Source organism: Enterobacter dykesii, from assembly GCF_008364625.2.
Lineage (GTDB): Bacteria > Pseudomonadota > Gammaproteobacteria > Enterobacterales > Enterobacteriaceae > Enterobacter > Enterobacter dykesii.
Window position 1 is genome coordinate 1104618 of the sequence record NZ_CP126604.1, and the last position, 20127, is coordinate 1124744.

Below are 20127 nucleotides of genomic sequence, written 5' to 3' on the forward strand. Positions count from 1 at the left end.
TGAGGGCAACAACCCTGAGGTACTCCCATGAAGCTCCCACTCCTGTTCGCACTTCTCGCCTGTACCCTGCAACCCGTATTCGCTGCCGCCATTCCCGTTCGCGTCGCCACCGTGGAGCAGACCGCCCACGCCTCCGAGCGCCAGATCCCGGGCCGCATCGAAGCTATCCACACCGTTGAGCTGCGCGCACGTACGGAAGGCGTCATCACCAAAATCAACTTTCGCGACGGGCAGTACGTGAAGAAAGGCGACGTGCTGTTTGAGCTCGACGACGCCGAGCCGCGCGCCGCCCTGCGGCTGGCGCAGGCCGAAGTGAGAAGCGCCGAAGCCACGCTGCGCCAGGCACAGCAGCAGCTTTCCCGCTTTGAAAGCCTGGGCAGCAGCAACGCCATCAGCCGTCACGACGTGGACAACGCCCGCATGCAAAGGGACGTGGCGAGCGCCGCGCTGGAGCAGGCCAAAGCCCGGCTCGAAACCCGTAATGTCACCCTGAACTACACCCGCATCACCTCGCCGATTGACGGTCGCGTAGGACACAGCCGGTTCCACGTCGGCAGCCTGGTCAACCCTGCCAGCGGCGTGCTGGTGGAGGTCGTACAGCTTGACCCCATCCGCATCGCTTTTGCGCTGGAAGAGGGTGCGTTTGCCACCAAAGCCGGACAGCATGCGGATATCATCGCCATGAAGCAGGCCTGGCAGGCGTTCATTGACAGCAACGGCCAGCGCGTCAGCGGAGAGCTTACCTCGGTGGACAACCGCATCGATCCGCGCACCGCCAGCGTGATGCTGCGCGCCGAGTTCGCCAATCCGCGCCATCAGCTCCTGCCCGGGGGCAACGTGAATGTCATTCTGCGCCCTGCCAGCGAGCAGCCCGCGCTAACTCTGCCTGTCGCCGCGGTCCAGCAGAACGGCGACGGGTTCTTTGCCTGGGTGGTTAACGCCGACGGCAAGGCAGAAATGCGCCCGCTCAAGATCGACGGACAGATCGGACAGCAGTTCCGGATTACCTCCGGGGTGAAGAACGGTGAGCGAGCAATCACTGACGGCGCGCAGCGCGTGCAGCCGGGCGCTGCCGTCCAGATACTGAATTAAGGAGCCATCATGCTGACGTTTTTCATCAAACGCCCGCGCTTCGCGATGGTGATTGCGCTGGTCATTACCCTGCTGGGGGCCATCGCGCTGAGGATTATCCCGGTGGAGCAATATCCGCAGATTACGCCGCCGGTGGTGAATGTTTCTGCCAGCTGGCCGGGCGCCAGTTCGGCCGACGTGGCGGAGGCCATCGCCACGCCGCTGGAGACCCAGCTGAACGGCGTGGATCACATGCTCTACATGGAGTCCACCAGCTCGGATGAAGGCTCGTACAGCCTGAACATCACCTTCGCGGCGGGCACCGATCCGGACCTCGCCGCCATCGACGTGCAGAACCGCGTGGCGCAGGCCGTGGCGCAGCTGCCGACCGAGGCGCAGCAAAACGGCGTGCAGGTGCGCAAGCGTGCCACCAACCTGATGATGGGGGTAAGTCTTTACTCACCGGACAACACCCACACGCCGCTGTTTGTGAGCAACTATGCCAGCACCCAGGTGCGCGAGGCGCTGTCCCGCCTGCCGGGCGTCGGGCAGGTTCAGATGTTTGGCGCGCGCGACTACAGCATGCGCATCTGGCTGCGTCCGGACCGCATGAACGCCCTGAACGTCACCACCGACGACGTGGCGCAGGCGCTGCGCGAGCAGAACGTGCAGGGGGCGGCAGGCCAGGTCGGCACGCCGCCGGTGTTTAACGGCCAGCAGCAGACCCTGACCATCAACGGGCTGGGGCGCTTAAGCCAGGCCGAAGACTTTGCCGACATCATCATCCGCGCGGGCGAGATGGGCCAGCTGGTGCGCCTGAAGGACGTCGCCACCATCGAGCTCGGCTCGCGCAGCTACAGCTCCGGCGCGCAGCTGAACGGGCACGATTCCGCCTATCTCGGCATCTACCCGACGCCGTCCGCCAACGCCCTGCGCGTGGCCGACGCGGTGCGCGCGGAGCTGGATCGCCTCTCGACGCGCTTCCCGGACGACCTGGTCTACGAGGTAAAATTCGACACTACCTCATTTGTTGCGGCCACGATTAAAGAGATCGGCGTCTCGCTGGCGCTGACGATGCTGGCGGTGGTGGTCGTAGTGTCCCTGTTCCTGCAAAGCTGGCGCGCGACGCTGATTGTCGCGCTCGCCATTCCGGTATCCCTGGTGGGCACCTTCGCGGTGCTCTACACGCTGGGCTACTCCGCCAACACGCTCAGCCTGTTCGCCATTATTCTGGCGCTGACCATGGTGGTGGACGATGCCATCGTGGTGGTGGAGAGCGTTGAAACGCTGATGGCGGAAGGGCAGAGCCGCACGGCGGCGACCGCGCTGGCCCTGCGCCAGATCGCCGGTCCGGTCATTGCCACGACGCTGGTGCTGCTGGCGGTGTTTGTGCCGGTGGCGCTCCTGCCGGGGATTGTCGGCGAGCTGTACCGCCAGTTTGCGGTGACGCTTTCCACTGCGGTGACGCTCTCAAGCCTGGTGGCGCTGACCCTGACACCTGCCCTGTGCGCGATGCTGCTGCGTCCGCGCCCGGCGCAGCCCGCGGCGATTTTCCGTGGGTTCAACCGGGGGCTGGAGGCCACGCGTGGCGTCTACACCCGCATCGTGACTATGTTCAACCTTCGCCCGTGGCTGGCGCTGCTGGTCACCGCAGGCGCGGCGGCCGTGGTGGCGTTCAGCTTTACGTCGATGCCTAAAGGCTTCCTGCCGCAGGAGGATCAGGGCTACTTCTTTGCCAGCGTTCAGCTGCCGGAGGCGGCCTCGCTGGAGCGCACCGAAGCGGTGATGACCACGGCACGCGAACTCATCGCTAAAAATCCGGCGGTGGAGGACGTGATTCAGGTCTCCGGGTTTAACATTCTCAACGGCACCAGCGCCTCCAACGGCGGGTTTATCTCCATCATGCTGAAGGACTGGAGCGAGCGTCCGCCGCTGGATGAGGTGATGGGCACCCTGCAGCGCCAGCTGCTGGCCCTGCCGGAAGCGACCATCATGACGTTCGCGCCGCCGACGCTGCCGGGGCTGGGCAACGCCTCCGGCTTCGACCTGCGCATCCAGGCGCAGGCGGGGCAGAGCCCGGCGGAGCTGGAGCGTGTGACGCGTGAGGTGCTGGCGAAAGCCAACCAGCACCCGCAGCTGAGCCGCGTGTTCACCACCTGGAGCAGCAACGTGCCGCAGCTGACGCTGACCGTTGACCGCGAGAGCGCCGCGCGTCTCGACGTGCCGGTGTCGCGCATCTTCAGCAGCCTGCAGACCGCCTTTGGCGGCACGCGCGCCGGGGATTTCAGCGTCAACAACCGCGTCTACCACGTGGTGATGCAGAACGAGATGCAGTGGCGCGAGCGCGCCGGGCAAATCAGCGAGCTGTTCGTGCGCAGCAACAGCGGCGAGCGGGTGCGCCTGAGCAATCTCGTCACCATTACGCCGAGCGTCGGCGCGCCGTTCCTGCAGCAGTACAACCAGTTCCCGTCGGTGTCGGTGAGCGGCTCGGCGGCGGAAGGGGTGAGCAGCAGCACCGCGATGGCGGCGATGGCCGAGATCCTGGCGGAGAATTTGCCTGCCGGGTACGACTACGCCTGGAGCGGCATGTCGTATCAGGAGCAGCAGACCGGCAATCAGGCGATATGGATCGTGCTGGCGGCGGTGGTGATGGCGTGGCTGTTCCTCGTCGCCCAGTACGAGAGCTGGACGCTCCCGGCGAGCGTGATGCTCTCGGTGCTGTTCGCCATCGGCGGAGCGCTGGTCTGGCTGTGGATGGCGGGCTACGCCAACGACGTGTACGTGCAGATTGGTCTGGTGCTATTGATAGCCCTTGCCGCCAAGAACGCAATTCTTATCGTGGAATTCGCCCGCGCGCGGCGCATGGACGGGATGGCGATTGTCGATGCCGCGCGGGAAGGGGCCTCGCGCCGTTTCCGCGCGGTGATGATGACCGCCGTGTCGTTCATTATCGGCGTCCTGCCGATGATGCTGGCGACCGGGGCGGGTGCCCAGAGCCGCCGCATTATCGGCACCACGGTCTTCAGCGGCATGCTGGTGGCGACCGTCGTGGGGATCCTCTTTATCCCGGCGCTGTTCGTACTGTTTCAGCGCCTGCGCGAGTGGGGCCACGGCCTTACGGACTCGTCGCCCACAGCTCGCAGTGCTTCTGAACCAGAGAAATAAGCGAGCCGCCGTCGGCGATAAACTCCCGCATGCGCTGCGCCTCGCTCTTGCCCTGCTTTAACAGCAGGGCAATTTCATTGACTGCGCTCGTCGCGCCGAGCTTCTCGGCCGACGGCGCAACCTGCTCCAGCAGCCACGCAATGTCTTCCGCCACGGTTTTGTGCTCGCCGGTGTGCACGTCCGTCAGGATCCCCTCCAGACCGTAGCGACACGCCTGAAAGCGGTTAAAGCGGTAGAGCAGAAAATCTTTTTCCTGATGCTTATACGGCCGCGCGGTCAGCAGCCAGTGCGATGTCGCCTGAATAAGCCCGGCGATGTTAATGGCGTGGCCGAGCGTCAGCGGCGTATCCATCACCCGCACCTCCACGGTGCCGAAGTGCGGGCTGGGGCGGATGTCCCAGTGCAGATCCTTAATGCTGTCGATCATGCTGGTGGAACTCAGGCGGCGGAACAGCCCCTCGAACTCCTGCCAGCTGTTGACCCACGGCATCTGGCCATTATCCGGAAATCCCGAGAAAATGTTGAGCCGCGACGAGGAGAACTTCGTGTCCGTACCCTGCATATACGGCGAGGCTGCCGCCAGGGCGATAAAGTGCGGCACGAAGCGCGACAGGCCGTGCAGCAGGTAAATCGCGTCGTCCCCGGTCCGGCAGCCGACGTGCACGTGTTGGCCAAATACCGTCGCCTGCAAAATCAGGTAGCCAAAGCGCTCCAGCGTGACGTTATAGCGCTCGTCGTCGCACACCTCCTGACGCTGCCACTTCTGGAACGGGTGCGTCCCGCCGCCGCAGATCTGGATATGCTGATCCGCCGCCGCGCGCAGGATGCTCTGCTGCATCACCGAGAACTGCGCCGCCGCCTGGTCGATGTTCTGGCATACGCCGGTGGCGATTTCGAGCATGCTTTCGGTGATGTCGTGTTTGACTTCGCCGCCTTTAATGTCGTCTTTGACGGCGGCGATGAGCGCGGAGGAGTCCTGGCTCAGATCGTAGCCCGGCGGGTTAACCACCTGCAGTTCGAGTTCGATGCCGAGGGTGAAAGGTTCAGAGGACTTAAAATCGGGTAAAGGCATGGCGCACTCCGTTGTCTGTTGTGTGTTGAGTATAGACAACGACGTGGCGCTCACTTTTGAGGGTGGTATAACTATTAGCAGGCTTAGCGAAAAGGGGAGTTAACCATGTCTGACAATCCAGTGATTGCGCTGATTGGGCCTGGCGCAATTGGGACCACCATTGCCGCGGTGTTGCATGACGCGGGCCGTACGCCGCTATTGTGCGGACGCACCGCGCACGCGGAATTACGCCTGCGCCACGACGAGGGTGAAACGGTGGTGCCCGGTCCGGTATTAACCGATCCGGCCGTCATCACGCGCCCCGTCGATCTGGTTTTTGTGGCGGTAAAAACGACGCAAAATGCCGACAGCGCCGGGTGGCTGCGGGCCCTGTGCGATGAAAACACCGTGGTCTGCGCCCTGCAAAACGGCGTGGAGCAAAAAGCCCAGCTTGAGCCGTGGGTTAACGGCGCGGCGGTGCTGCCGTCGGTGGTCTGGTTCCCGGCCCAGCGCGAGCCGGATGCCTCCGTCTGGCTGCGCGCCAAACCGCGCCTGACGTTGCCGGACGTGCCGCAGGCGCAGCGGGTGGTGGAGGCGCTTCGCGGTACGCGATGTGCGGTTGAGCTTTCGGCTGATTTCGCCAACGTCGCGTGGCGCAAGCTGCTGCAAAACGCGGTCGCCGGGCTGATGGTGCTTTCTAACCGCCGCGCCGGGATGTTCAGGCGCGAGGATATCAGCGAGCTTGCGCTGGCCTACCTGCGCGAGGGGCTTACCGTCGCCCGCGCCGAAGGGGCGAAGCTGGACGATGACGTAGCGCAGGAAATTCTGGCGAACTTCCAGCGTGCGCCTGAGGACCTGGGCACCTCGATCCTGGCCGACCGTCAGGCCGATCGCCCGATGGAGTGGGATATCCGCAACGGGGTGATCCAACGCTACGGCCGCAAGCACGGGATTGCGGTGCCCATCAGCGACGTGGTGGTGCCTCTGCTGGCGGCGGGGAGCGAGGGGCCGGGCTAACGGCCGCTGTTTTTCCGTTCGGCAAAGTAATGGGCGGGCGTGCTGCCCATCGATTTTCGGAACATGGTGATAAACGCATTCACGGATTCGTATCCGAGCGTTGTCGCCACGTTCTGGACGGGCACGCCGCTTGCCAGCTCACGCAGGGCAATAATCAAATGCAGCTGCTGACGCCAGCGCCCGAAGCTCAGCCCGGTCTCGCGCTGCATCAGGCGGGCAAACGAGCGCTCGCTGAGGGCGAGCCGTTTCGCCCACTCCTTCAGGGTGCTTCTGTCCTCAGGGCGGCTGACCAGCGCGTCGGCCATGGCGCGAATTTTCGGATCGGCTGAGACCGGCAGGCTCAGCTTCTGCTGCGGCATGCTGGCGAGCTCGTCAAGCGTGACCCGGGTCAGCCTGGCGACGTGGCCGTCCGGGGAATAATCCACGCCTTCGCGCGTCAGACGATCGACCAGCTCCTTAATCAGCGGCGAGATCGCCAGCGTGCAGCATTTTTCCGGCAGCGCCGCCGCGCCGGGCTCAATAAACAGATAGTTGAGATGCGCGTTCCAGGTCGCTTTGGCGCTGTGCGGGATCCCGCCGGGGATCCAGACGGCGCAGTCCGGCGGCACGATCCAGATATCATTCTCCGCGTAACAGCTAACCGCACCGTATCGGGCAATAATCAGCTGGCCCTTGCGGTGGGTATGCACCGGCACTTCCGCGGCGTAGTCCACGAAGTCCAGATGACGCGCCACTGCCGGGCTGGCGGTAGAGTCGGGGTCATACAGCGTAGTAGCAGGTTGAGGTTTCACGATTCTGGCAGCTTTTAGGTATTTTTTGACAGAATAGAGTATTTAAGCGGGTCTGCAAGCCGGTAATAATCCCGGCATGAAAAACATCCTATCTCATTCCGTTCGTCTCCCCGCCGCGCTGCGAAACGATGCGGGCGCGCTGATCTACTCTGCGAAGAGTTTTGCCGCGGCGATGCTGGCTTATTACATTGCGCTGTCGATCGGCCTCGAGCGTCCCTCATGGGCGATTATTACGGTTTACATCGTGTCGCAGACCTCGGTTGGGGCATCGCTGAGCAGAAGCCTCTACCGGCTGGCCGGTACCGTGGCGGGTGCCAGCGCGACCGTTGTGATTGTGCCCGCCTTCGCGAATACGCCAGTCCTGTGCAGCGTGGTGCTGACGGGCTGGATCGTATTCTGCCTGTGGCTCTCCCTGCTGGAACGCACGCCCCGGGCTTACGCGTTTGTGCTGGCAGGCTACACCGCGAGCCTGATTGGTTTTCCTGCGGTGTCCGATCCCGGCGGCATCTTTAACGTCGCCATTGTCCGCGTGCAGGAGATCGCGATTGGGATTTTCTGCGCGGCGCTGATCCACCGCTACGTGCTGCCCGCGCGGGTATCGGGCCAGTTCAACGCTAAGCTATCCCAGACGCTACAGGCCGCGCGCGGGCGGGTGGCGGATACCTTAGCAGGCAAACCCGACGCGGCTTCCGGCCCACTGCATCTGGCTCTGGCGCTCCAGTTCCTGCAGGGCATCAGCCACCATATTCCGTATGATTTTGCCCTCTCAGCCCCGGTGCGGCAGGCCAGAAAAGCGATCCACGACCGGCTGGCGCGGCTGGTTATCGTCAACTGTGAACTGCACGATCGCCTGCCAGCGATCGAAACCCTGCCCGCCGACGCGCAGGCGTTGATGGAGGACGTTCAGGCCTGGCTTGCCGCTGAAGGCGCTGGTGCCAGCAGCACGGCAGACGCGCTGCGGCTCCGCTGTGCGCTTCTCATCGATCGGTATGCCGCGCAGGCGCAGACGTTTGACGACGCGCTGCAGGTCAGCTTTATCCGCTACCTCTCGGAGGCGATCGCGCTTCTGCAGCAGTGCGAGCGTCTTTCCGGGGCTATCCGCCATGCAAAACCCGTGTTTGGGGAGATGCAAACCCGCGCGGCGAAAGGCTACGTTTTCCACCGCGATCCCCTAACTGCCGCCCGCACGGCGCTGGGGGCTTTCGCCATCATCCTGAGCGGCTGTCTGGTCTGGATCTTCTCAGCGTGGCCGGATGGCGGTACGGCGGTTTCGATACTCGGCGTCTGCTGCACGCTGTTTGGCAGCTTCGACACCCCGGCGCCGCACATCGTGAAATACATCATCGGCTCATTCTGGGGCGTGGTCATTAGCCTGTTCTACAGCTTTGCGCTGCTGCCGCTGGTGAGCGATTTCCCGGTGCTGGTGGCGGTGCTTGCCCCGGCGTATCTGCTGGCCGGGTCGCTTCAGGCGCGTCCGCCCACCACGTTTATGGCGATGGGCATCACCCTGACCTTGCCCATTCTGTGCGAGCTGGGGGCGCGCTACAGCGGAGACTTCGCCGTTGCGGCCAATACTGCCATTGCGCTCTTTGCCGCGACCGGCTTTGCCGTCATCAGCATGAGCCTGCTGCAAACCGTGCAGGCGGATGGCGCCATCACGCGTCTGCTGAACCTCTGCCAGCGCGACATTCGCCGCAGCGTGAAGGGCTCGCTGCGGGTTGATGAAACGCACTGGATCAACCTGATGATTGACCGAACCGCCCTGGTGCTGCCGCGCCTGCAGCGCAGCGCGCGCGCGCCGGAGCAGGCGCTCGATCGGCTGCTGAACGCGCTGCGTCTGGGGCTGGCGGTCATGCATTTACGCCGCAGTGACGCACCGTCCGGCAGGGAGGTTGACGCGCTTTTTCATCGGATAAACGCCGCGGACCGCCACGCCTTGCGCGAACGCATCGTTACCCTTATCGAACGCTATCTGCCTGCGGCAGATGAGCATACGCGCCAGTTGGTCTTCAGGCTGGTGGATCTGCACTGTGCATTACGAGGGCCAGACCATGGTTAACGATCTCAATATCGGCGGCGTTTTTATCCCGGGGCTGCTGACGGTCGCCCTCGCGGCGCTGGTCTGCACGCTGGGCCTCGTCGCGCTTTTCTCGCTCAGCAGGCTCTACCGGCGCTTGCCGTTTCGCCCGCTGATGGATGTTTCAACCTGGATCGTCACCTTTTTCCTGCTGATGCAGGGTCTGACCGCGTTGGGGTTATTGTCATGAAATCACTGCTCTCTTTACTGGCTCGCTATGCGCTGACCTTAAGCGCCGTCGCGGCGGCCACGCTTCTGGCCTTTATGATGTGGAAACACTACGCACAAACGCCGTGGACCCGCGACGGCCGCGTGCGGGCGGACGTGGTGCAGATTGCGCCGGACGTCTCCGGGCCGGTCATCAGCGTGGCCGTGCGGGATAATCAGTGGGTGAACCGGGGCGATGTGCTTTACACCATCGATCCGCGCTGGCTCAGGCTGGCGGTGGTCAGCGCGCAGGCGGACGTCGAGTCGAAGCGCCATGAGATGCTGATGCGCCAGGATGCGGCCCACCGACGAACGCTGATTAAAAACGCCATCTCCAGCGAGGATTTACAGCAAACCGGCAGCGCGGCGAACGTCGCGGCGGCCAATTATCACGGTGCGCTGGCCGCGCTGGATCTGGCAGAGCTGAATCTGGCGCACGCCACCGTGCGCGCGCCGGTCTCGGGGTACGTCACGCACCTGCGGCTTCGCCCCGGAGACTACGCGACGGCGGGGGAGACGAAGGTCGCCATCGTCGATGCGCACAGCTTCTGGGTGGTGGGGTACTTTGAGGAGACCAAGCTGCGCCATATTCGCGTCGGGGATGCCGCGCAGGTGGTGCTGATGGGTTACGAGCCTGTCATCACGGGTCACGTGGAGAGCATCGGGCATGGGATCGGGGACAGTAACGACGAAACGGGCGGGCTGGGTCTGCCCGACGTCGAGCCCACCTTTAGCTGGGTGCGGCTGGCGCAGCGCGTGCCGGTGCGCATTCATATCGACAGATTGCCGGAGGGGGTTGAGCTGGTGGCGGGGCTGTCGGCGAGCGTGGAGGTGGGGCGGTAGATAAGGATTGAAGCGACTATTCCTCGCCTACAAACTTATCGGCTTCAGGAGAGTAATGCTGATAAACGCATGCGAGCTTATGCCCGTCAGGATCGCGCAGATAGGCAACATAAAAGTCGGGGCCGTAAGCGCTTCGCGTACCAGGCTCGCCTTCATTCGTTCCACCCGCAAGGAGGCCAGCTGCGTGGAACCGTCTGACAAGATCCGCGTTATCTGCACTGAATGCGAACATTGTCCCGTTTCCCGCCGTCGCGGGCTGCTGGTCAAAAGGAGGGCAAATACAGAAGCTGAACCCCTCGCCGGGATTATTTTCATCTCCCCACATTGCCCAGCTTTCAGTCCACGCCGGCAGACGCGAGTAGCCGAGAACGTTAAAAACAGCGTCATAAAAATTCACGGAGCGCTGAAAGTCGTTTGTACCTATAGTGATATAAGCCAGCATCTTATGACTCCCGTCCTTCAATATTCGATTTAACAGCCTTCAGCGTCCTTTTACGGATCCAGCCGCTTCCCGCCCGTATTACCAGCCAGTAAGCCGACATTTTTAGCCGAGTGCGTCTGTCCGGACAAGAGATGAATGTTTCCGTAGAGAGTTCATGCTTGCCGGGTGCCAGCTCCGTTACCGTGTAGCGCAGCAACAGTTTCGCGCTGCCGGGCGCGGCTGGGGTCTGAAAAGCGCTGGCATCCGGCACGTTTTCCAGACCAAAATCGGAACGCCAGAATTGTCCTCTTAAGCCGTAACAGATTTCTGATGCTGAATTTTTCAAAAGGGTAAAACTGTGCAAACCAAAGTTGCCGATCGACTGTGCCTTCTGGTTGCGCAGAAATTTTTGCGGTATTTGACGCAATGACATTAACCGCCGAATCACGGCATCTTGCCGGACGTCAAAGCTGGCAATCATTGGCAGAATATTTTCAGGGCGGCTAGTGTGAATGACCGTTAGGTGTTTCTCATGAAACTGGAACTGGGGGAGAAAAGCGGGAACATCCTGCCACTGAGCAAGCGCTTTGCGGGTAACGAATCCAGGGTTTAGCATCTCTCTTCCTTGTCTTCCCTTGCGTCCTGCCAGAGTAACAGATGGTGTGTCGCAGGCAATTATCAGGAAAAGAGAGGGGAACAGGGAAGTAAATGAAACGAGCCGGTTGGGTTAATAACGTTCGCTTATTCACGAATGGAGAAGCTCAGCGATTTCTTTGCGCTTTCTTGTTGCCCATTCAGGTTTGATAGAGAGCATTAAACTGTATTGTCTTCTGAAGTAAACCTCTCTAAATTCTCGTTCAGAAGAATGGCTTGCTGCATAGGTTGAGGCCATCCCCGCCACGGCACTCTCCACAAACCAATACAGAATTTCATCGTCACTGAGCGTTACTTTTCGCTGTATCTCAAGGCCTCTTTCACTGACGATAAAATGATATTCTTTGCCATGAATTTCAAGATAGGGAGTTGCAACCCCATCGGGTTGGTCAGGGATAAAGAAGTAATGGTTTGGCCTTGTCCCTCCGCCTAACTGCTCACCTATTTTTAGAAGCTCGTTTCGTAGTTCTTCAATGGTTTTCATAAACAGCTCTTTGTTTTTGTATGTAAACGACTCATTACCGCGGATTGGTTACAAAGCGCCTGCTCTCGATCACTTCCCCACAAACGCACTCACCGGCAAACCAAAACGTTTCGCCAGCGCACGCATATGATCCAGCGTTAACGTGCGCTGTCCGTTGAGGATTCGACTCACCAGAGACTTCTTGCCAATTTCGTTCTCGAAGTCGCTCTGAGTGAGTTGGTACTGATCTATCAGCGTTCGCAATAACGCAACGCCTGACGGAATGCTGGCAACACGCGCGTTAAATTCCGCAAACTCCGGAGACTCGTTTTCGTATTTATCGATTTTGGTGGTGAGCATCTCTACCAGCGGGCTATCGGGTTCATGTTCGATCAGATACTCCACCAGCGCCAGCGCATCTTCGTAATCTTCTCGCGACGGGCTTGAGCCCAGGAAAGGGAGCGCGTTTGTCAGGTCGTTTGCCGCTTTGATGGCTGCTGCATAATTCATTCTTTCATTCTCCGGTAGAGGTCCGTGAGCTTGTCATACTCTGCGTGAGTGCTGATGTGTTTGATGAAAATTGTTCCTCGCTCAAAATCAGTAAAAAACATCACTCTTAAATGCCCGCCACCCACATTAATGACCCACCATTTCTCCCGGTACTTCATCCTGTCCAGGCTGGGGAAGCGCTTTCGCATGTCGTCTGGTGACAGGTAATGCTCCTTTTTTAGTACCCGGTAAAGATCGTCCAGGGCGAGTGCTTGATTAGGAAATTGTCTGGTGGCTGCGTCGAAAGGTGCTCTTGAGACTACGTGCATCCTTGCCCCTTGTTTCCAGACTGGAAACATTATGGGTGACGGTTGGTGGGTTGACAATGTGGAAACTTTGATGGAGTACAGTGTTCATATGCTCGTGATGATGGCGGTCATTTAATTAGTGTGAACACTGTATGAGGTGGCTGTGAAAAAAATGTCCGCTTTGTGCCAACAGCAGACATTGGCTTACCAGGAAAGTTGCCGTGATGTGTTTTCATCTACGCTGGTTACATTAGAATAGCTTCGTTGAAAACGAGAGAACCGGAGTGAAAATGTTTGCTGATTTTGGTGTCGTGAATTTCTGGACGTACCTGCTTGGTGCAACGCTGATAGTCCTTGTACCTGGCCCTGAAACCATGTTCGTGATTAAAACGAGCATTACCAGCGGCATCAAGCGGGGCTTTGCTGCAATATTTTCCATTCTGCTGAGCGACGTTATTCTGGTTCTGCTGGCATGGTGTGGGCTGGCGGCGGTCATAAGCTCAACTCCTGCCTTGTTTAACGCCATCAAGTACGCAGGCGCTGCTTATCTTTTCTATCTCGGTGTCCAGACAATACGCGCTATCTTCAAGCCAGCTGTCGAAACGAGTGAGGAAAAGAAAGCTTCAGCTGATGCCGGGGGGATCATCGGACGCGGAATGTTGGTTACGCTATTGAATCCAAAGACGCTGCTGTTCTATATCTCTTTCTTCGCCCAGTTCATTAATGTTCAGGCTGAACACTCCTGGATGGCTTTTATCATTCTGGCAGCAGTAATGTTCGCAATTACTTTCGTTTATTTCGGCTTTCTCGTTTTCTGCGGCTCTTATCTGCTCAGCCGTCTTAAAGGCAACCGTAGGTTATCTGCCATAGGAAATGCGCTGGTAGGGATGTTCTTCATTGGATTTGCAGCACGTCTCGCAAGCGCAACTTCTTGACTTGATAGCTTAACCGCCGTGAGGCGGTTTTTTTTATGTTCTTTTGATGGATAGGCCGTCTGCTATTCGCTCTTAACGGACATTCCACAAACAACTCTGTACTTTGAGTAAGGCCGAAATCCTGCTTCTTACCTCGCAGAATTCCGGCCTTCAGTCACCCGCCTCAGTGCGCCTGGATATAAGGCTCCTTCACAAACTCCGCCAATAACCAGACCATATCATGCAGCAGCCCGGTGAGTTCTTTCGCCACGCTCGCAGGCAACGTCCCGCCCATCACTGCCAACGTTAACGCTACGGCATAGTCCACCTGCAACGTCGTCTCTTGCCAGCAGTCGGGCACGCAGGAAGCAATCTTTTCCCCCGCAATCAGTTGTTCAACCAGATGCGAAGGCAGCTCGGCATCGCAGCACTCCCGCAGTCGCTTCAGCGCAGCCAGCAATCGCGTACAGAGCGTGGCAAACGTCACCGCGTCGTCAGTTTCCACCAGCACGCTTACATACGCAGTGCAGGCGTCAGCCAGTTCGAAGAGATTCGCAGAATCGGGAAGTTGCAGGTGGATAAGGTGATAAACAGCGCTTTCTTCAGTAAGCGCGTAAGAAAATCCAGGGATAGTAGCCATAAGGCATCCTCTTTATGCAAAAAAATATTAACCGCCCGATGAGTTCCTACGCTCAGAGGGGGTAGCGCTGACGGAGGTAGGAATGCCGTGCATAAAGAAAAACGGCCAGCCTTTCGGCTGCTCCGCCAGCGCCACCGTGATTCTAACGGGATATGCGCTGTCGCGACAAAAAATATCGCTTTATGCTAACGGGTTCCTACGCCCGGTTACGGATGTGCCGCAACGCAGGCACTTTACGGCGGCGAAAAATGGAAGGAAAGGAATAACCCTGAATTACATAAGGTTGCTTGAAAGTTTGCGAGGCGGCTTCCAGAAGGGCACTGCCGGGTGGCGGCTACTCCTTCACGCAGACCTTTTCATTTTGAGCAACCCTTCTAATAACGCCTGCGTCGCGCGGGAGGATTTGCCCGCCTGCGAACAAACCAGCCCAAACTCCCGGCACAGCGAAGGTGCTACGGGCACGACGCACAAGCCGCGTAATTCATCCGGCAGAGCGGATTCAGGTATCAGCGCGACGCCCATGCCTTCGCGCACCAGCAGGCAGGCGCTGATCCAGTCGCGGACGGTCACCCGCACGTCAGACAGCTGCAAGCCAGCCTGTTCCATCAGGCTTTTTCCATTGACGGCACAACCGCCCGTTGCGAGCACGAAGGGCTGGTCTGCCAGTTCCTCAAGGGGGATGCCCCGCAAACGCGCATAGCGAGCCTGACGGTGACTGGCTGGCAGCACCGCGACCCACGCATCCTGCCCTAAGATCGCTTCAGCACGCCCGGGAACAGGGTTCATGACCACGCCCAGATCAACCGTATCTGCCGCCAGCCACTCTTCGACCTCCTGGTCCGTACCTTCCAGTACGACCACCTCGATTTCAGGATGCAGGCGCTTAAAGTCGCGCAGCAGTCCGGGTAAAAATGTGGATGTCACCGAAGGAAAACTGGCAAGACGAATACGCCCGCCGCTCAGCCCCCGGCTCTCATCCGCCAGTGCACGGATGGCATCCAGCCGCGCCAGCATACTCCTTGCTTCTTTGACAACCCGCTCGCCCAGGGCAGTCATGCCGATGTGGCGTCGCTCTCGCGTGAATACCGCAAATCCTAATGAGGCCTCTAACTGAGCGATCGCCTGGCTGGCACCCGACTGCGTCATGCCAACCTCTTCAGCGGCACGCGAAATATTACTGGCATCGGCCACTGCAATCAGTAAGCGCCAGTGTAAAAGATTCATCATGAATATCAGTAGCTCAGCTAATAGTTATTTTATGAATCATTAATTTTACAGTGAGAATGGCTTTAAGCACAGTGTATGTAAATTACACAGACGCTTTAACGGAGAGATTATGAAACTCTATTACGCCCCGGACACCTGTTCACTCTCACCCCATATCGTGCTTCGCGAACTGGCGATTGAGTTTGAACTGGTTAAAGTGGACAACAGGAGCAAGCTTACCGCTGACGGGCGCGACTTCCTGACCATCAACCCTAAAGGTTATGTCGCAGCGCTTGAGCTGGATGACGGGAAAATCCTGACCGAGGGGCCAGCCATTTTGCAGTACCTGGCAGACATCAAGCCAGAAAGTGGGCTGGCACCACGAGCAGACAGCTGGGAGCGAGTGCGGCTTCAGGAATGGCTAAACTTTATCACCAGCGAAATACACGCGGGATCTGCACCTCTTTTCAACCGCGAGCTGCCCGAAGAGGCCAAATCGATTTTTCGTGAGAAGCTGTTCAGGTGGTTCGATTTTCTTCAGGAAACGCTCTCCACAAGCGCTTATCTGACGGGAGCGTCTTTCAGCGTGGCGGATGCCTATCTTTTCACCGTGCTGGGATGGTGCTCGTTCTTCTCAATTGAACTCAACGACTGGCCCGCGCTAGTGGCGTACAGGGAAAAAATCAGCGCCCGTCCCGCGGTGCAGGCGGCATTACGTGCGGAGGCGAAAGACTAGGTCTGCGTATTCCGCCGCAGGTATTCATGCCTAAAGCAGGAGGCAAATGAGGATGAGGAGCCAGGATGCGTTAGCATACTGTCACTCTGCATCTGATTGCCTGGCGCTTTTCACGGCATCCTGCTTCCCCGGATTGCATTGCTGTTTTGTTCCTGGAAGATAAAATTTTCCCGACGCGTCCGGATCTGTTCCGCCCGGACAACCTGCGCGGCCCGGAGCTGAGACGGTGCCATCCGAACCGTTTCCTCCATCAGAACCGTTTCCGCCATCCCCACCATTACCGCCATCGGCAGCATTTACAGCGAATGCGCCGAGTATGAGCAAAAATGCAATAACTCGTGTAGTCATCAAAACCTCCATTGTTCAGGGTATTTCAAGGCATCTTGCCAGCATGGATTCAGCATCTCTCTTCCTTGTCATCCCTTGAGTGCAGCCAGAGTAACAGATGGTTTGCGGCAGACAATTACCAGGAAAACGTAGTACCGAAGCGTGCATCAGTAAGACCTTTACCGTTCCAGGATCCCGTGATTTGACAACAAAGGCTGACTTGCCGGGTGGCGGCAACGCCTTACCCGGCCTACAAACCAGCAGCGCTGCGCCGTCACCCCTCGCTCATCATCATCAAAAACCGCTTCACCGTCCGCGAGCGTTCAAAGCGTCGCCAGCAGAGCGCGATATCGGTATAAAGCTCCGGCGAGCTCAGCGCATGATAGGTCACATTCGGCGGTGAAATGGCCGCCATGGATTTCGGCACCAGCGCAAACCCGCCGCCAGCGGAAACCATGCTCAGGGAGGAGGAAAGCTGCGACGACTGCAGCGCGTGCTGCACGTCAATTCCGGCCCGCTCGCAGCAGCCGTGAACCCGTTCGTACAGTCCCGGCGCGACCTCCTGCGGGAACAGCACCACCGGCGTATCCCGAAGCTGCTCTAACGCCAGCGAATCGCACGCCGCCAGCGGATGATCGCGATGCAGCGCCACCACCATCGGCTCCCGGTCGAGGATTTTTAGCTCGAACGCCTTGCTGCTCTCGCACGGCAGACGCACGAAGGCAATATCCAGTTCACCCTCCGCCAGCATCGTCGTCAGCGACGACATATTGGCTTCCACCTGGTGAACCTGCACCGCCATGTTCTGCACCTGAAACTGGCGGATCAGCGCGAAAATTTTGGGATGAAAAGCGTCGGAGCTGGTGATGCCAATCGACAGATTGCCGTTCAGCCCGCGCGCGATGCCGCGGGCTTTTTCCAGCGCGGCGTCGCTCAGCGCCAGAATTTTGCAGGCGTCCTCGTAGAAGGCTTCTCCCGCCTCGGTCAGCTCCACGCCCCGCGTCAGGCGTCTGAACAGCGGCGTGCCGACTTCCTCTTCGAGCCGTTTGATCTGCTGACTCAAAGGAGGCTGTGAAATACCCAGCGCTTCGGCCGCCCTGGTGAAGTGTCGCTCGCGTGCAACCGCGACAAAATACCGCAGATAACGAAGTTCCATATCTAAAACGTCTCAAACCAGCATGGTTTCTATATTGGAACTCTCTGCTGAATCGGGTCAACATTTATTTAACCTTTCTAAATAAAGTTGAAGAGGACGAGCACGATGATGCATTCATCTGCCTGCGACTGTGAGGCCAGCCTGTGCGAGACCCTGCGTGGGTTCTCCGCCCAGCATCCTGACAGCGTGATCTATCAGACATCGCTAATGAGCGCCCTGCTAAGCGGCGTGTACGAAGGAGAGACCACCATCGCCGATCTGCTGGCACACGGTGATTTTGGTCTGGGCACCTTCAACGAGCTGGACGGCGAAATGATTGCCTTCAGCAGCCAGGTGTACCAGCTGCGCGCCGACGGCAGCGCCCGGGCCGCGAAGCCTGAGCAGAAAACGCCGTTTGCGGTGATGACCTGGTTCCAGCCGCAGTACCGCAAAACCTTCGATGCGCCGGTCAGCCGTCAGCAGATCCACGACGTCATCGACCAGCAGATCCCCTCCGACAACCTGTTCTGCGCGCTGCGCATCGATGGCAACTTCCGCCACGCCCACACCCGCACGGTGCCGCGCCAGAAGCCGCCGTACCGCGCGATGACCGACGTGCTGGACGACCAGCCGGTGTTCCGCTTTAACCAGCGCGAAGGGGTGCTGGTCGGGTTCCGCACGCCGCAGCACATGCAGGGTATTAACGTGGCCGGCTATCACGAGCATTTCATCACGGACGACCGTCAGGGCGGGGGCCATCTGCTCGACTACCAGCTGGAAAGCGGCGTGCTCACCTTCGGTGAAATTCACAAGCTGATGATTGACCTGCCCGCCGACAGCGCGTTTTTACGGGCCAACCTTCACCCCAGCAATCTTGATGCAGCGATCCGTTCCGTCGAAAACTAACAGGAGAACTACCGTGAACAGTGAGAAACAGTCACGTCAGTGGGCGCACGGCGCCGATATGGTTGTCGGCCAGCTGGAAGCGCAGGGCGTGAAGCAGGTGTTCGGGATCCCGGGTGCGAAAATCGACAAAGTTTTTGACTCTCTGCTGGACTCCTCCATCGAGATTATTCCCGTCCGCCACGAGGCCAACGCGGCGTTTATGGCGGCGGCGGTAGGGCGGCTGACCGGCAAGGCCGGGGTAGCTTTGGTGACCTCCGGGCCCGGCTGTTCCAACCTGATCACCGGCATTGCTACCGCCAACAGCGAAGGCGACCCGGTCGTGGCGCTGGGCGGGGCGGTGAAGCGGGCGGATAAAGCCAAGCTGGTGCACCAGAGCATGGACACCGTTGCCATGTTCAGCCCTGTCACCAAATACGCCGTGGAGGTCAGCTCACCGGACGCGATTGCCGAGGTGGTATCGAACGCGTTTCGCGCCGCCGAGCACGGCAGGCCGGGGGGCGCGTTCGTCAGCCTGCCGCAGGATATCGTCGACCAGCCCGCGACGGGGGCGATTTTGCCCGCCAGCGGCCCGGCGCTGATGGGCCCGGCACCGGAGTCGGCCATCAACGACGTGGCGAAGCTTATCGAAACCGCCAAAAATCCGGTCATTTTACTCGGCCTGATGGCCAGCCAGCCCGCGAACAGCGCCGCGCTGCGCAAGCTGCTGGAGAAAAGCCGTATTCCGGTCACCAGCACCTATCAGGCCGCCGGGGCGGTGAACCAGGAGCACTTCACCCGCTTCGCCGGACGCGTCGGCCTGTTCAATAACCAGGCGGGCGACCGGCTGCTGCATCTGGCGGACCTGATTATCTGCATCGGCTACAGCCCGGTGGAATACGAGCCGTCCATGTGGAACAGCGGCGACGCGACGCTGGTGCATATCGATGTGCTGCCCGCCTATGAAGAGCGTAACTACGTGCCGGATCTGGAGCTGGTGGGGGACATCGCCGAAACGCTGAACCTGCTCGCTAACCGCATCGATCGTAAGCTCGAACTGAGCCAGCGTGCCTCCGAAATTCTGGTCGATCGCCAGCACCAGCGGGATTTGCTCGATCGCCGCGGCGCCTCGCTTAACCAGTTTGCCCTGCACCCGCTGCGCATCGTGCGCGCCATGCAGGACATCGTGAATAACGACGTGACGCTCACCGTTGATATGGGCAGCTTCCACATCTGGATCGCCCGCTACCTCTACAGCTTCCGGGCGCGTCAGGTGATGATCTCCAACGGTCAGCAGACCATGGGCGTCGCGCTGCCGTGGGCGATTGGCGCGTGGCTGGTGAACCCGGGCCGCAAGGTGGTTTCGGTCTCCGGTGACGGCGGCTTCCTGCAGTCGAGCATGGAGCTGGAAACCGCGGTGCGCCTCAATGCCAACGTGCTGCACATCATCTGGGTGGATAACGGCTACAACATGGTGGCGATTCAGGAAGAGAAAAAATACCAGCGGCTTTCCGGCGTCGAGTTCGGCCCGGTCGATTTCAAAGTCTATGCCGACGCCTTTGGCGCGAAAGGCTTTGCCGTGGAGAGCGCCGACGCGCTGGAACCCACGCTGCGTGCTGCGATGGACGTGGATGGCCCTGCCGTGGTGGCCATTCCCGTCGACTACAGCGATAACCCGCTGCTGATGGGCCAGCTCCATCTCAGCCAGATTTTGTGACTCAATATAAGGA

General features: G+C 59.7%; 22 protein-coding genes. 10 read left to right on the plus strand and 12 right to left on the minus strand.

Translation table 11 applies throughout. The features are described from left to right. Positions 1-27: 27 nt before the first annotated feature. Positions 28-1092 (plus strand): efflux RND transporter periplasmic adaptor subunit, encoded by a 1065-nt coding sequence (locus tag F0320_RS05145; protein ID WP_126329062.1) that lies wholly within the window; start codon positions 28-30, stop codon positions 1090-1092. Between the two features lie 9 nt (positions 1093-1101). Next, positions 1102-4236 carry an efflux RND transporter permease subunit gene (locus F0320_RS05150; RefSeq protein WP_126329061.1) on the plus strand — a complete coding sequence of 1045 codons (3135 nt, stop codon included), beginning with the start codon at positions 1102-1104 and terminating at the stop codon, positions 4234-4236. On the opposite strand, the gene F0320_RS05155 is transcribed toward F0320_RS05150, so the two are convergent. Then, a complete protein-coding gene (locus F0320_RS05155) occupies positions 4187-5308 on the minus strand; it encodes a YbdK family carboxylate-amine ligase (protein WP_126329060.1) in 1122 nt (373 codons plus the stop codon). The genes F0320_RS05150 and F0320_RS05155 overlap by 50 nt on opposite strands. A gap of 105 nt (positions 5309-5413) precedes the next feature. Here F0320_RS05155 and F0320_RS05160 point away from each other — a divergent pair, with 105 nt between their 5' ends. Continuing rightward, the gene (locus F0320_RS05160) at positions 5414-6304 is read left to right on the plus strand and encodes an oxidoreductase (RefSeq protein WP_126329059.1); all 891 of its coding nucleotides are present in this window, start codon (positions 5414-5416) and stop codon (positions 6302-6304) included. Here the strand turns inward: F0320_RS05160 and F0320_RS05165 are convergent. Then, positions 6301-7095 (minus strand): AraC family transcriptional regulator, encoded by a 795-nt coding sequence (locus F0320_RS05165; protein WP_126329058.1) that lies wholly within the window; start codon positions 7093-7095, stop codon positions 6301-6303. The two genes, F0320_RS05160 and F0320_RS05165, sit on opposite strands and share 4 nt — an antisense overlap. Positions 7096-7171: 76 nt before the next feature. Here F0320_RS05165 and F0320_RS05170 point away from each other — a divergent pair, with 76 nt between their 5' ends. From F0320_RS05170 to F0320_RS05180, 3 genes are read left to right on the plus strand one after another with little or no spacing between them, the layout of a single operon-like run. Continuing rightward, positions 7172-9154 carry an FUSC family protein gene (locus F0320_RS05170; protein ID WP_126329057.1) on the plus strand — a complete coding sequence of 661 codons (1983 nt, stop codon included), beginning with the start codon at positions 7172-7174 and terminating at the stop codon, positions 9152-9154. Then, a complete protein-coding gene (locus tag F0320_RS05175; RefSeq protein ID WP_047650509.1) occupies positions 9147-9362 on the plus strand; it encodes a DUF1656 domain-containing protein in 216 nt (71 codons plus the stop codon). The genes F0320_RS05170 and F0320_RS05175 overlap by 8 nt, the downstream gene beginning before the upstream one ends. After that, positions 9359-10222, plus strand: a complete 864-nt coding sequence (locus tag F0320_RS05180; RefSeq protein ID WP_126329056.1) for an efflux RND transporter periplasmic adaptor subunit — start codon at positions 9359-9361, stop codon at positions 10220-10222. The genes F0320_RS05175 and F0320_RS05180 overlap by 4 nt, the downstream gene beginning before the upstream one ends. A gap of 16 nt (positions 10223-10238) precedes the next feature. On the opposite strand, the gene F0320_RS05185 is transcribed toward F0320_RS05180, so the two are convergent. The 5 genes from F0320_RS05185 to F0320_RS05205 all read right to left on the minus strand — a co-directional run bounded on the left by F0320_RS05185 (position 10239) and on the right by F0320_RS05205 (position 12578). After that, positions 10239-10664 (minus strand): VOC family protein, encoded by a 426-nt coding sequence (locus F0320_RS05185; protein ID WP_126329055.1) that lies wholly within the window; start codon positions 10662-10664, stop codon positions 10239-10241. 1 nt (position 10665) lies between these two features. Further along, positions 10666-11259: a hypothetical protein gene (locus F0320_RS05190; RefSeq protein ID WP_126329054.1), complete on the minus strand. Its 594-nt coding sequence runs from the start codon at positions 11257-11259 to the stop codon at positions 10666-10668. Positions 11260-11388: 129 nt separating this feature from the next. Beyond that, positions 11389-11781, minus strand: a complete 393-nt coding sequence (locus F0320_RS05195; RefSeq protein ID WP_047650666.1) for an Imm63 family immunity protein — start codon at positions 11779-11781, stop codon at positions 11389-11391. A 69-nt stretch (positions 11782-11850) separates the two neighbouring features. After that, entirely contained in the window at positions 11851-12270 is a 420-nt protein-coding gene (locus tag F0320_RS05200) for a helix-turn-helix domain-containing protein (RefSeq protein ID WP_126329053.1), read from the minus strand. Then, positions 12267-12578, minus strand: coding sequence for a type II toxin-antitoxin system HigB family toxin (locus F0320_RS05205; RefSeq protein WP_047650513.1), 312 nt, complete (start codon positions 12576-12578; stop codon positions 12267-12269). The genes F0320_RS05200 and F0320_RS05205 overlap by 4 nt, the downstream gene beginning before the upstream one ends. 269 nt (positions 12579-12847) lie before the next feature. Here F0320_RS05205 and leuE point away from each other — a divergent pair, with 269 nt between their 5' ends. After that, on the plus strand, positions 12848-13492 hold the full coding sequence (gene leuE, locus F0320_RS05210) for a leucine efflux protein LeuE (RefSeq protein ID WP_126329052.1): 645 nt from the start codon (positions 12848-12850) through the stop codon (positions 13490-13492). Positions 13493-13655: 163 nt separating this feature from the next. Here the strand turns inward: leuE and F0320_RS05215 are convergent, their stop codons facing one another. The 3 genes from F0320_RS05215 to F0320_RS05220 all read right to left on the minus strand — a co-directional run bounded on the left by F0320_RS05215 (position 13656) and on the right by F0320_RS05220 (position 15338). Beyond that, positions 13656-14111, minus strand: a complete 456-nt coding sequence (locus tag F0320_RS05215) for a hypothetical protein (protein WP_149323813.1) — start codon at positions 14109-14111, stop codon at positions 13656-13658. A 27-nt stretch (positions 14112-14138) separates the two neighbouring features. Then, a complete protein-coding gene (locus F0320_RS21770) occupies positions 14139-14204 on the minus strand; it encodes a hypothetical protein (RefSeq protein ID WP_230122858.1) in 66 nt (21 codons plus the stop codon). A gap of 249 nt (positions 14205-14453) precedes the next feature. Continuing rightward, entirely contained in the window at positions 14454-15338 is an 885-nt protein-coding gene (locus F0320_RS05220; protein ID WP_126329050.1) for a LysR family transcriptional regulator, read from the minus strand. 109 nt (positions 15339-15447) lie between these two features. On the opposite strand from F0320_RS05220, the gene gstA reads away from it, so the two are divergent. Then, the gene (gstA, locus tag F0320_RS05225) at positions 15448-16053 is read left to right on the plus strand and encodes a glutathione transferase GstA (protein WP_126329049.1); all 606 of its coding nucleotides are present in this window, start codon (positions 15448-15450) and stop codon (positions 16051-16053) included. Positions 16054-16134: 81 nt separating this feature from the next. Here gstA and F0320_RS05230 read toward each other — a convergent pair whose 3' ends face one another. Both F0320_RS05230 and F0320_RS05235 read right to left on the minus strand, forming a co-directional pair. Then, complete coding sequence (locus F0320_RS05230; protein WP_072015502.1) at positions 16135-16401, minus strand: hypothetical protein; 267 nt, start codon at positions 16399-16401, stop codon at positions 16135-16137. A 253-nt stretch (positions 16402-16654) separates the two neighbouring features. Next, positions 16655-17536 (minus strand): LysR family transcriptional regulator, encoded by an 882-nt coding sequence (locus F0320_RS05235; RefSeq protein ID WP_038417608.1) that lies wholly within the window; start codon positions 17534-17536, stop codon positions 16655-16657. Positions 17537-17641: 105 nt separating this feature from the next. Between F0320_RS05235 and budA the strand changes: the two genes are divergently transcribed. Together budA and alsS are read left to right on the plus strand one after the other, a co-directional pair. Then, on the plus strand, positions 17642-18421 hold the full coding sequence (gene budA / locus F0320_RS05240) for an acetolactate decarboxylase (RefSeq protein WP_047650518.1): 780 nt from the start codon (positions 17642-17644) through the stop codon (positions 18419-18421). 58 nt (positions 18422-18479) lie between these two features. Continuing rightward, positions 18480-20114 (plus strand): acetolactate synthase AlsS, encoded by a 1635-nt coding sequence (gene alsS, locus F0320_RS05245; protein ID WP_233443231.1) that lies wholly within the window; start codon positions 18480-18482, stop codon positions 20112-20114. Positions 20115-20127 lie beyond the last annotated feature (13 nt).

Bases quoted from the DNA above. Each gene is read 5' to 3' on its own strand.
- F0320_RS05185 (WP_126329055.1), bottom strand. From the start codon at position 10,664: ATGCTGGCTTATATCACTATAGGTACAAACGACTTTCAGCGCTCCGTG.
- F0320_RS05170 (WP_126329057.1), top strand. From the start codon at position 7,172: ATGAAAAACATCCTATCTCATTCCGTTCGTCTCCCCGCCGCGCTGCGA.
- F0320_RS05235 (WP_038417608.1), bottom strand. From the start codon at position 17,536: ATGGAACTTCGTTATCTGCGGTATTTTGTCGCGGTTGCACGCGAGCGA.
- F0320_RS05160 (WP_126329059.1), top strand. From the start codon at position 5,414: ATGTCTGACAATCCAGTGATTGCGCTGATTGGGCCTGGCGCAATTGGG.
- F0320_RS05200 (WP_126329053.1), bottom strand. From the start codon at position 12,270: ATGAATTATGCAGCAGCCATCAAAGCGGCAAACGACCTGACAAACGCG.
- F0320_RS05215 (WP_149323813.1), bottom strand. From the start codon at position 14,111: ATGGCTACTATCCCTGGATTTTCTTACGCGCTTACTGAAGAAAGCGCT.
- F0320_RS05220 (WP_126329050.1), bottom strand. From the start codon at position 15,338: ATGATGAATCTTTTACACTGGCGCTTACTGATTGCAGTGGCCGATGCC.
- F0320_RS05145 (WP_126329062.1), top strand. From the start codon at position 28: ATGAAGCTCCCACTCCTGTTCGCACTTCTCGCCTGTACCCTGCAACCC.
- alsS (WP_233443231.1), top strand. From the start codon at position 18,480: ATGGTTGTCGGCCAGCTGGAAGCGCAGGGCGTGAAGCAGGTGTTCGGG.
- F0320_RS05205 (WP_047650513.1), bottom strand. From the start codon at position 12,578: ATGCACGTAGTCTCAAGAGCACCTTTCGACGCAGCCACCAGACAATTT.
- F0320_RS05155 (WP_126329060.1), bottom strand. From the start codon at position 5,308: ATGCCTTTACCCGATTTTAAGTCCTCTGAACCTTTCACCCTCGGCATC.
- leuE (WP_126329052.1), top strand. From the start codon at position 12,848: ATGTTTGCTGATTTTGGTGTCGTGAATTTCTGGACGTACCTGCTTGGT.
- F0320_RS05195 (WP_047650666.1), bottom strand. From the start codon at position 11,781: ATGAAAACCATTGAAGAACTACGAAACGAGCTTCTAAAAATAGGTGAG.
- F0320_RS05180 (WP_126329056.1), top strand. From the start codon at position 9,359: ATGAAATCACTGCTCTCTTTACTGGCTCGCTATGCGCTGACCTTAAGC.
- gstA (WP_126329049.1), top strand. From the start codon at position 15,448: ATGAAACTCTATTACGCCCCGGACACCTGTTCACTCTCACCCCATATC.
- F0320_RS05150 (WP_126329061.1), top strand. From the start codon at position 1,102: ATGCTGACGTTTTTCATCAAACGCCCGCGCTTCGCGATGGTGATTGCG.
- budA (WP_047650518.1), top strand. From the start codon at position 17,642: ATGATGCATTCATCTGCCTGCGACTGTGAGGCCAGCCTGTGCGAGACC.
- F0320_RS05175 (WP_047650509.1), top strand. From the start codon at position 9,147: ATGGTTAACGATCTCAATATCGGCGGCGTTTTTATCCCGGGGCTGCTG.
- F0320_RS05190 (WP_126329054.1), bottom strand. From the start codon at position 11,259: ATGCTAAACCCTGGATTCGTTACCCGCAAAGCGCTTGCTCAGTGGCAG.
- F0320_RS05230 (WP_072015502.1), bottom strand. From the start codon at position 16,401: ATGACTACACGAGTTATTGCATTTTTGCTCATACTCGGCGCATTCGCT.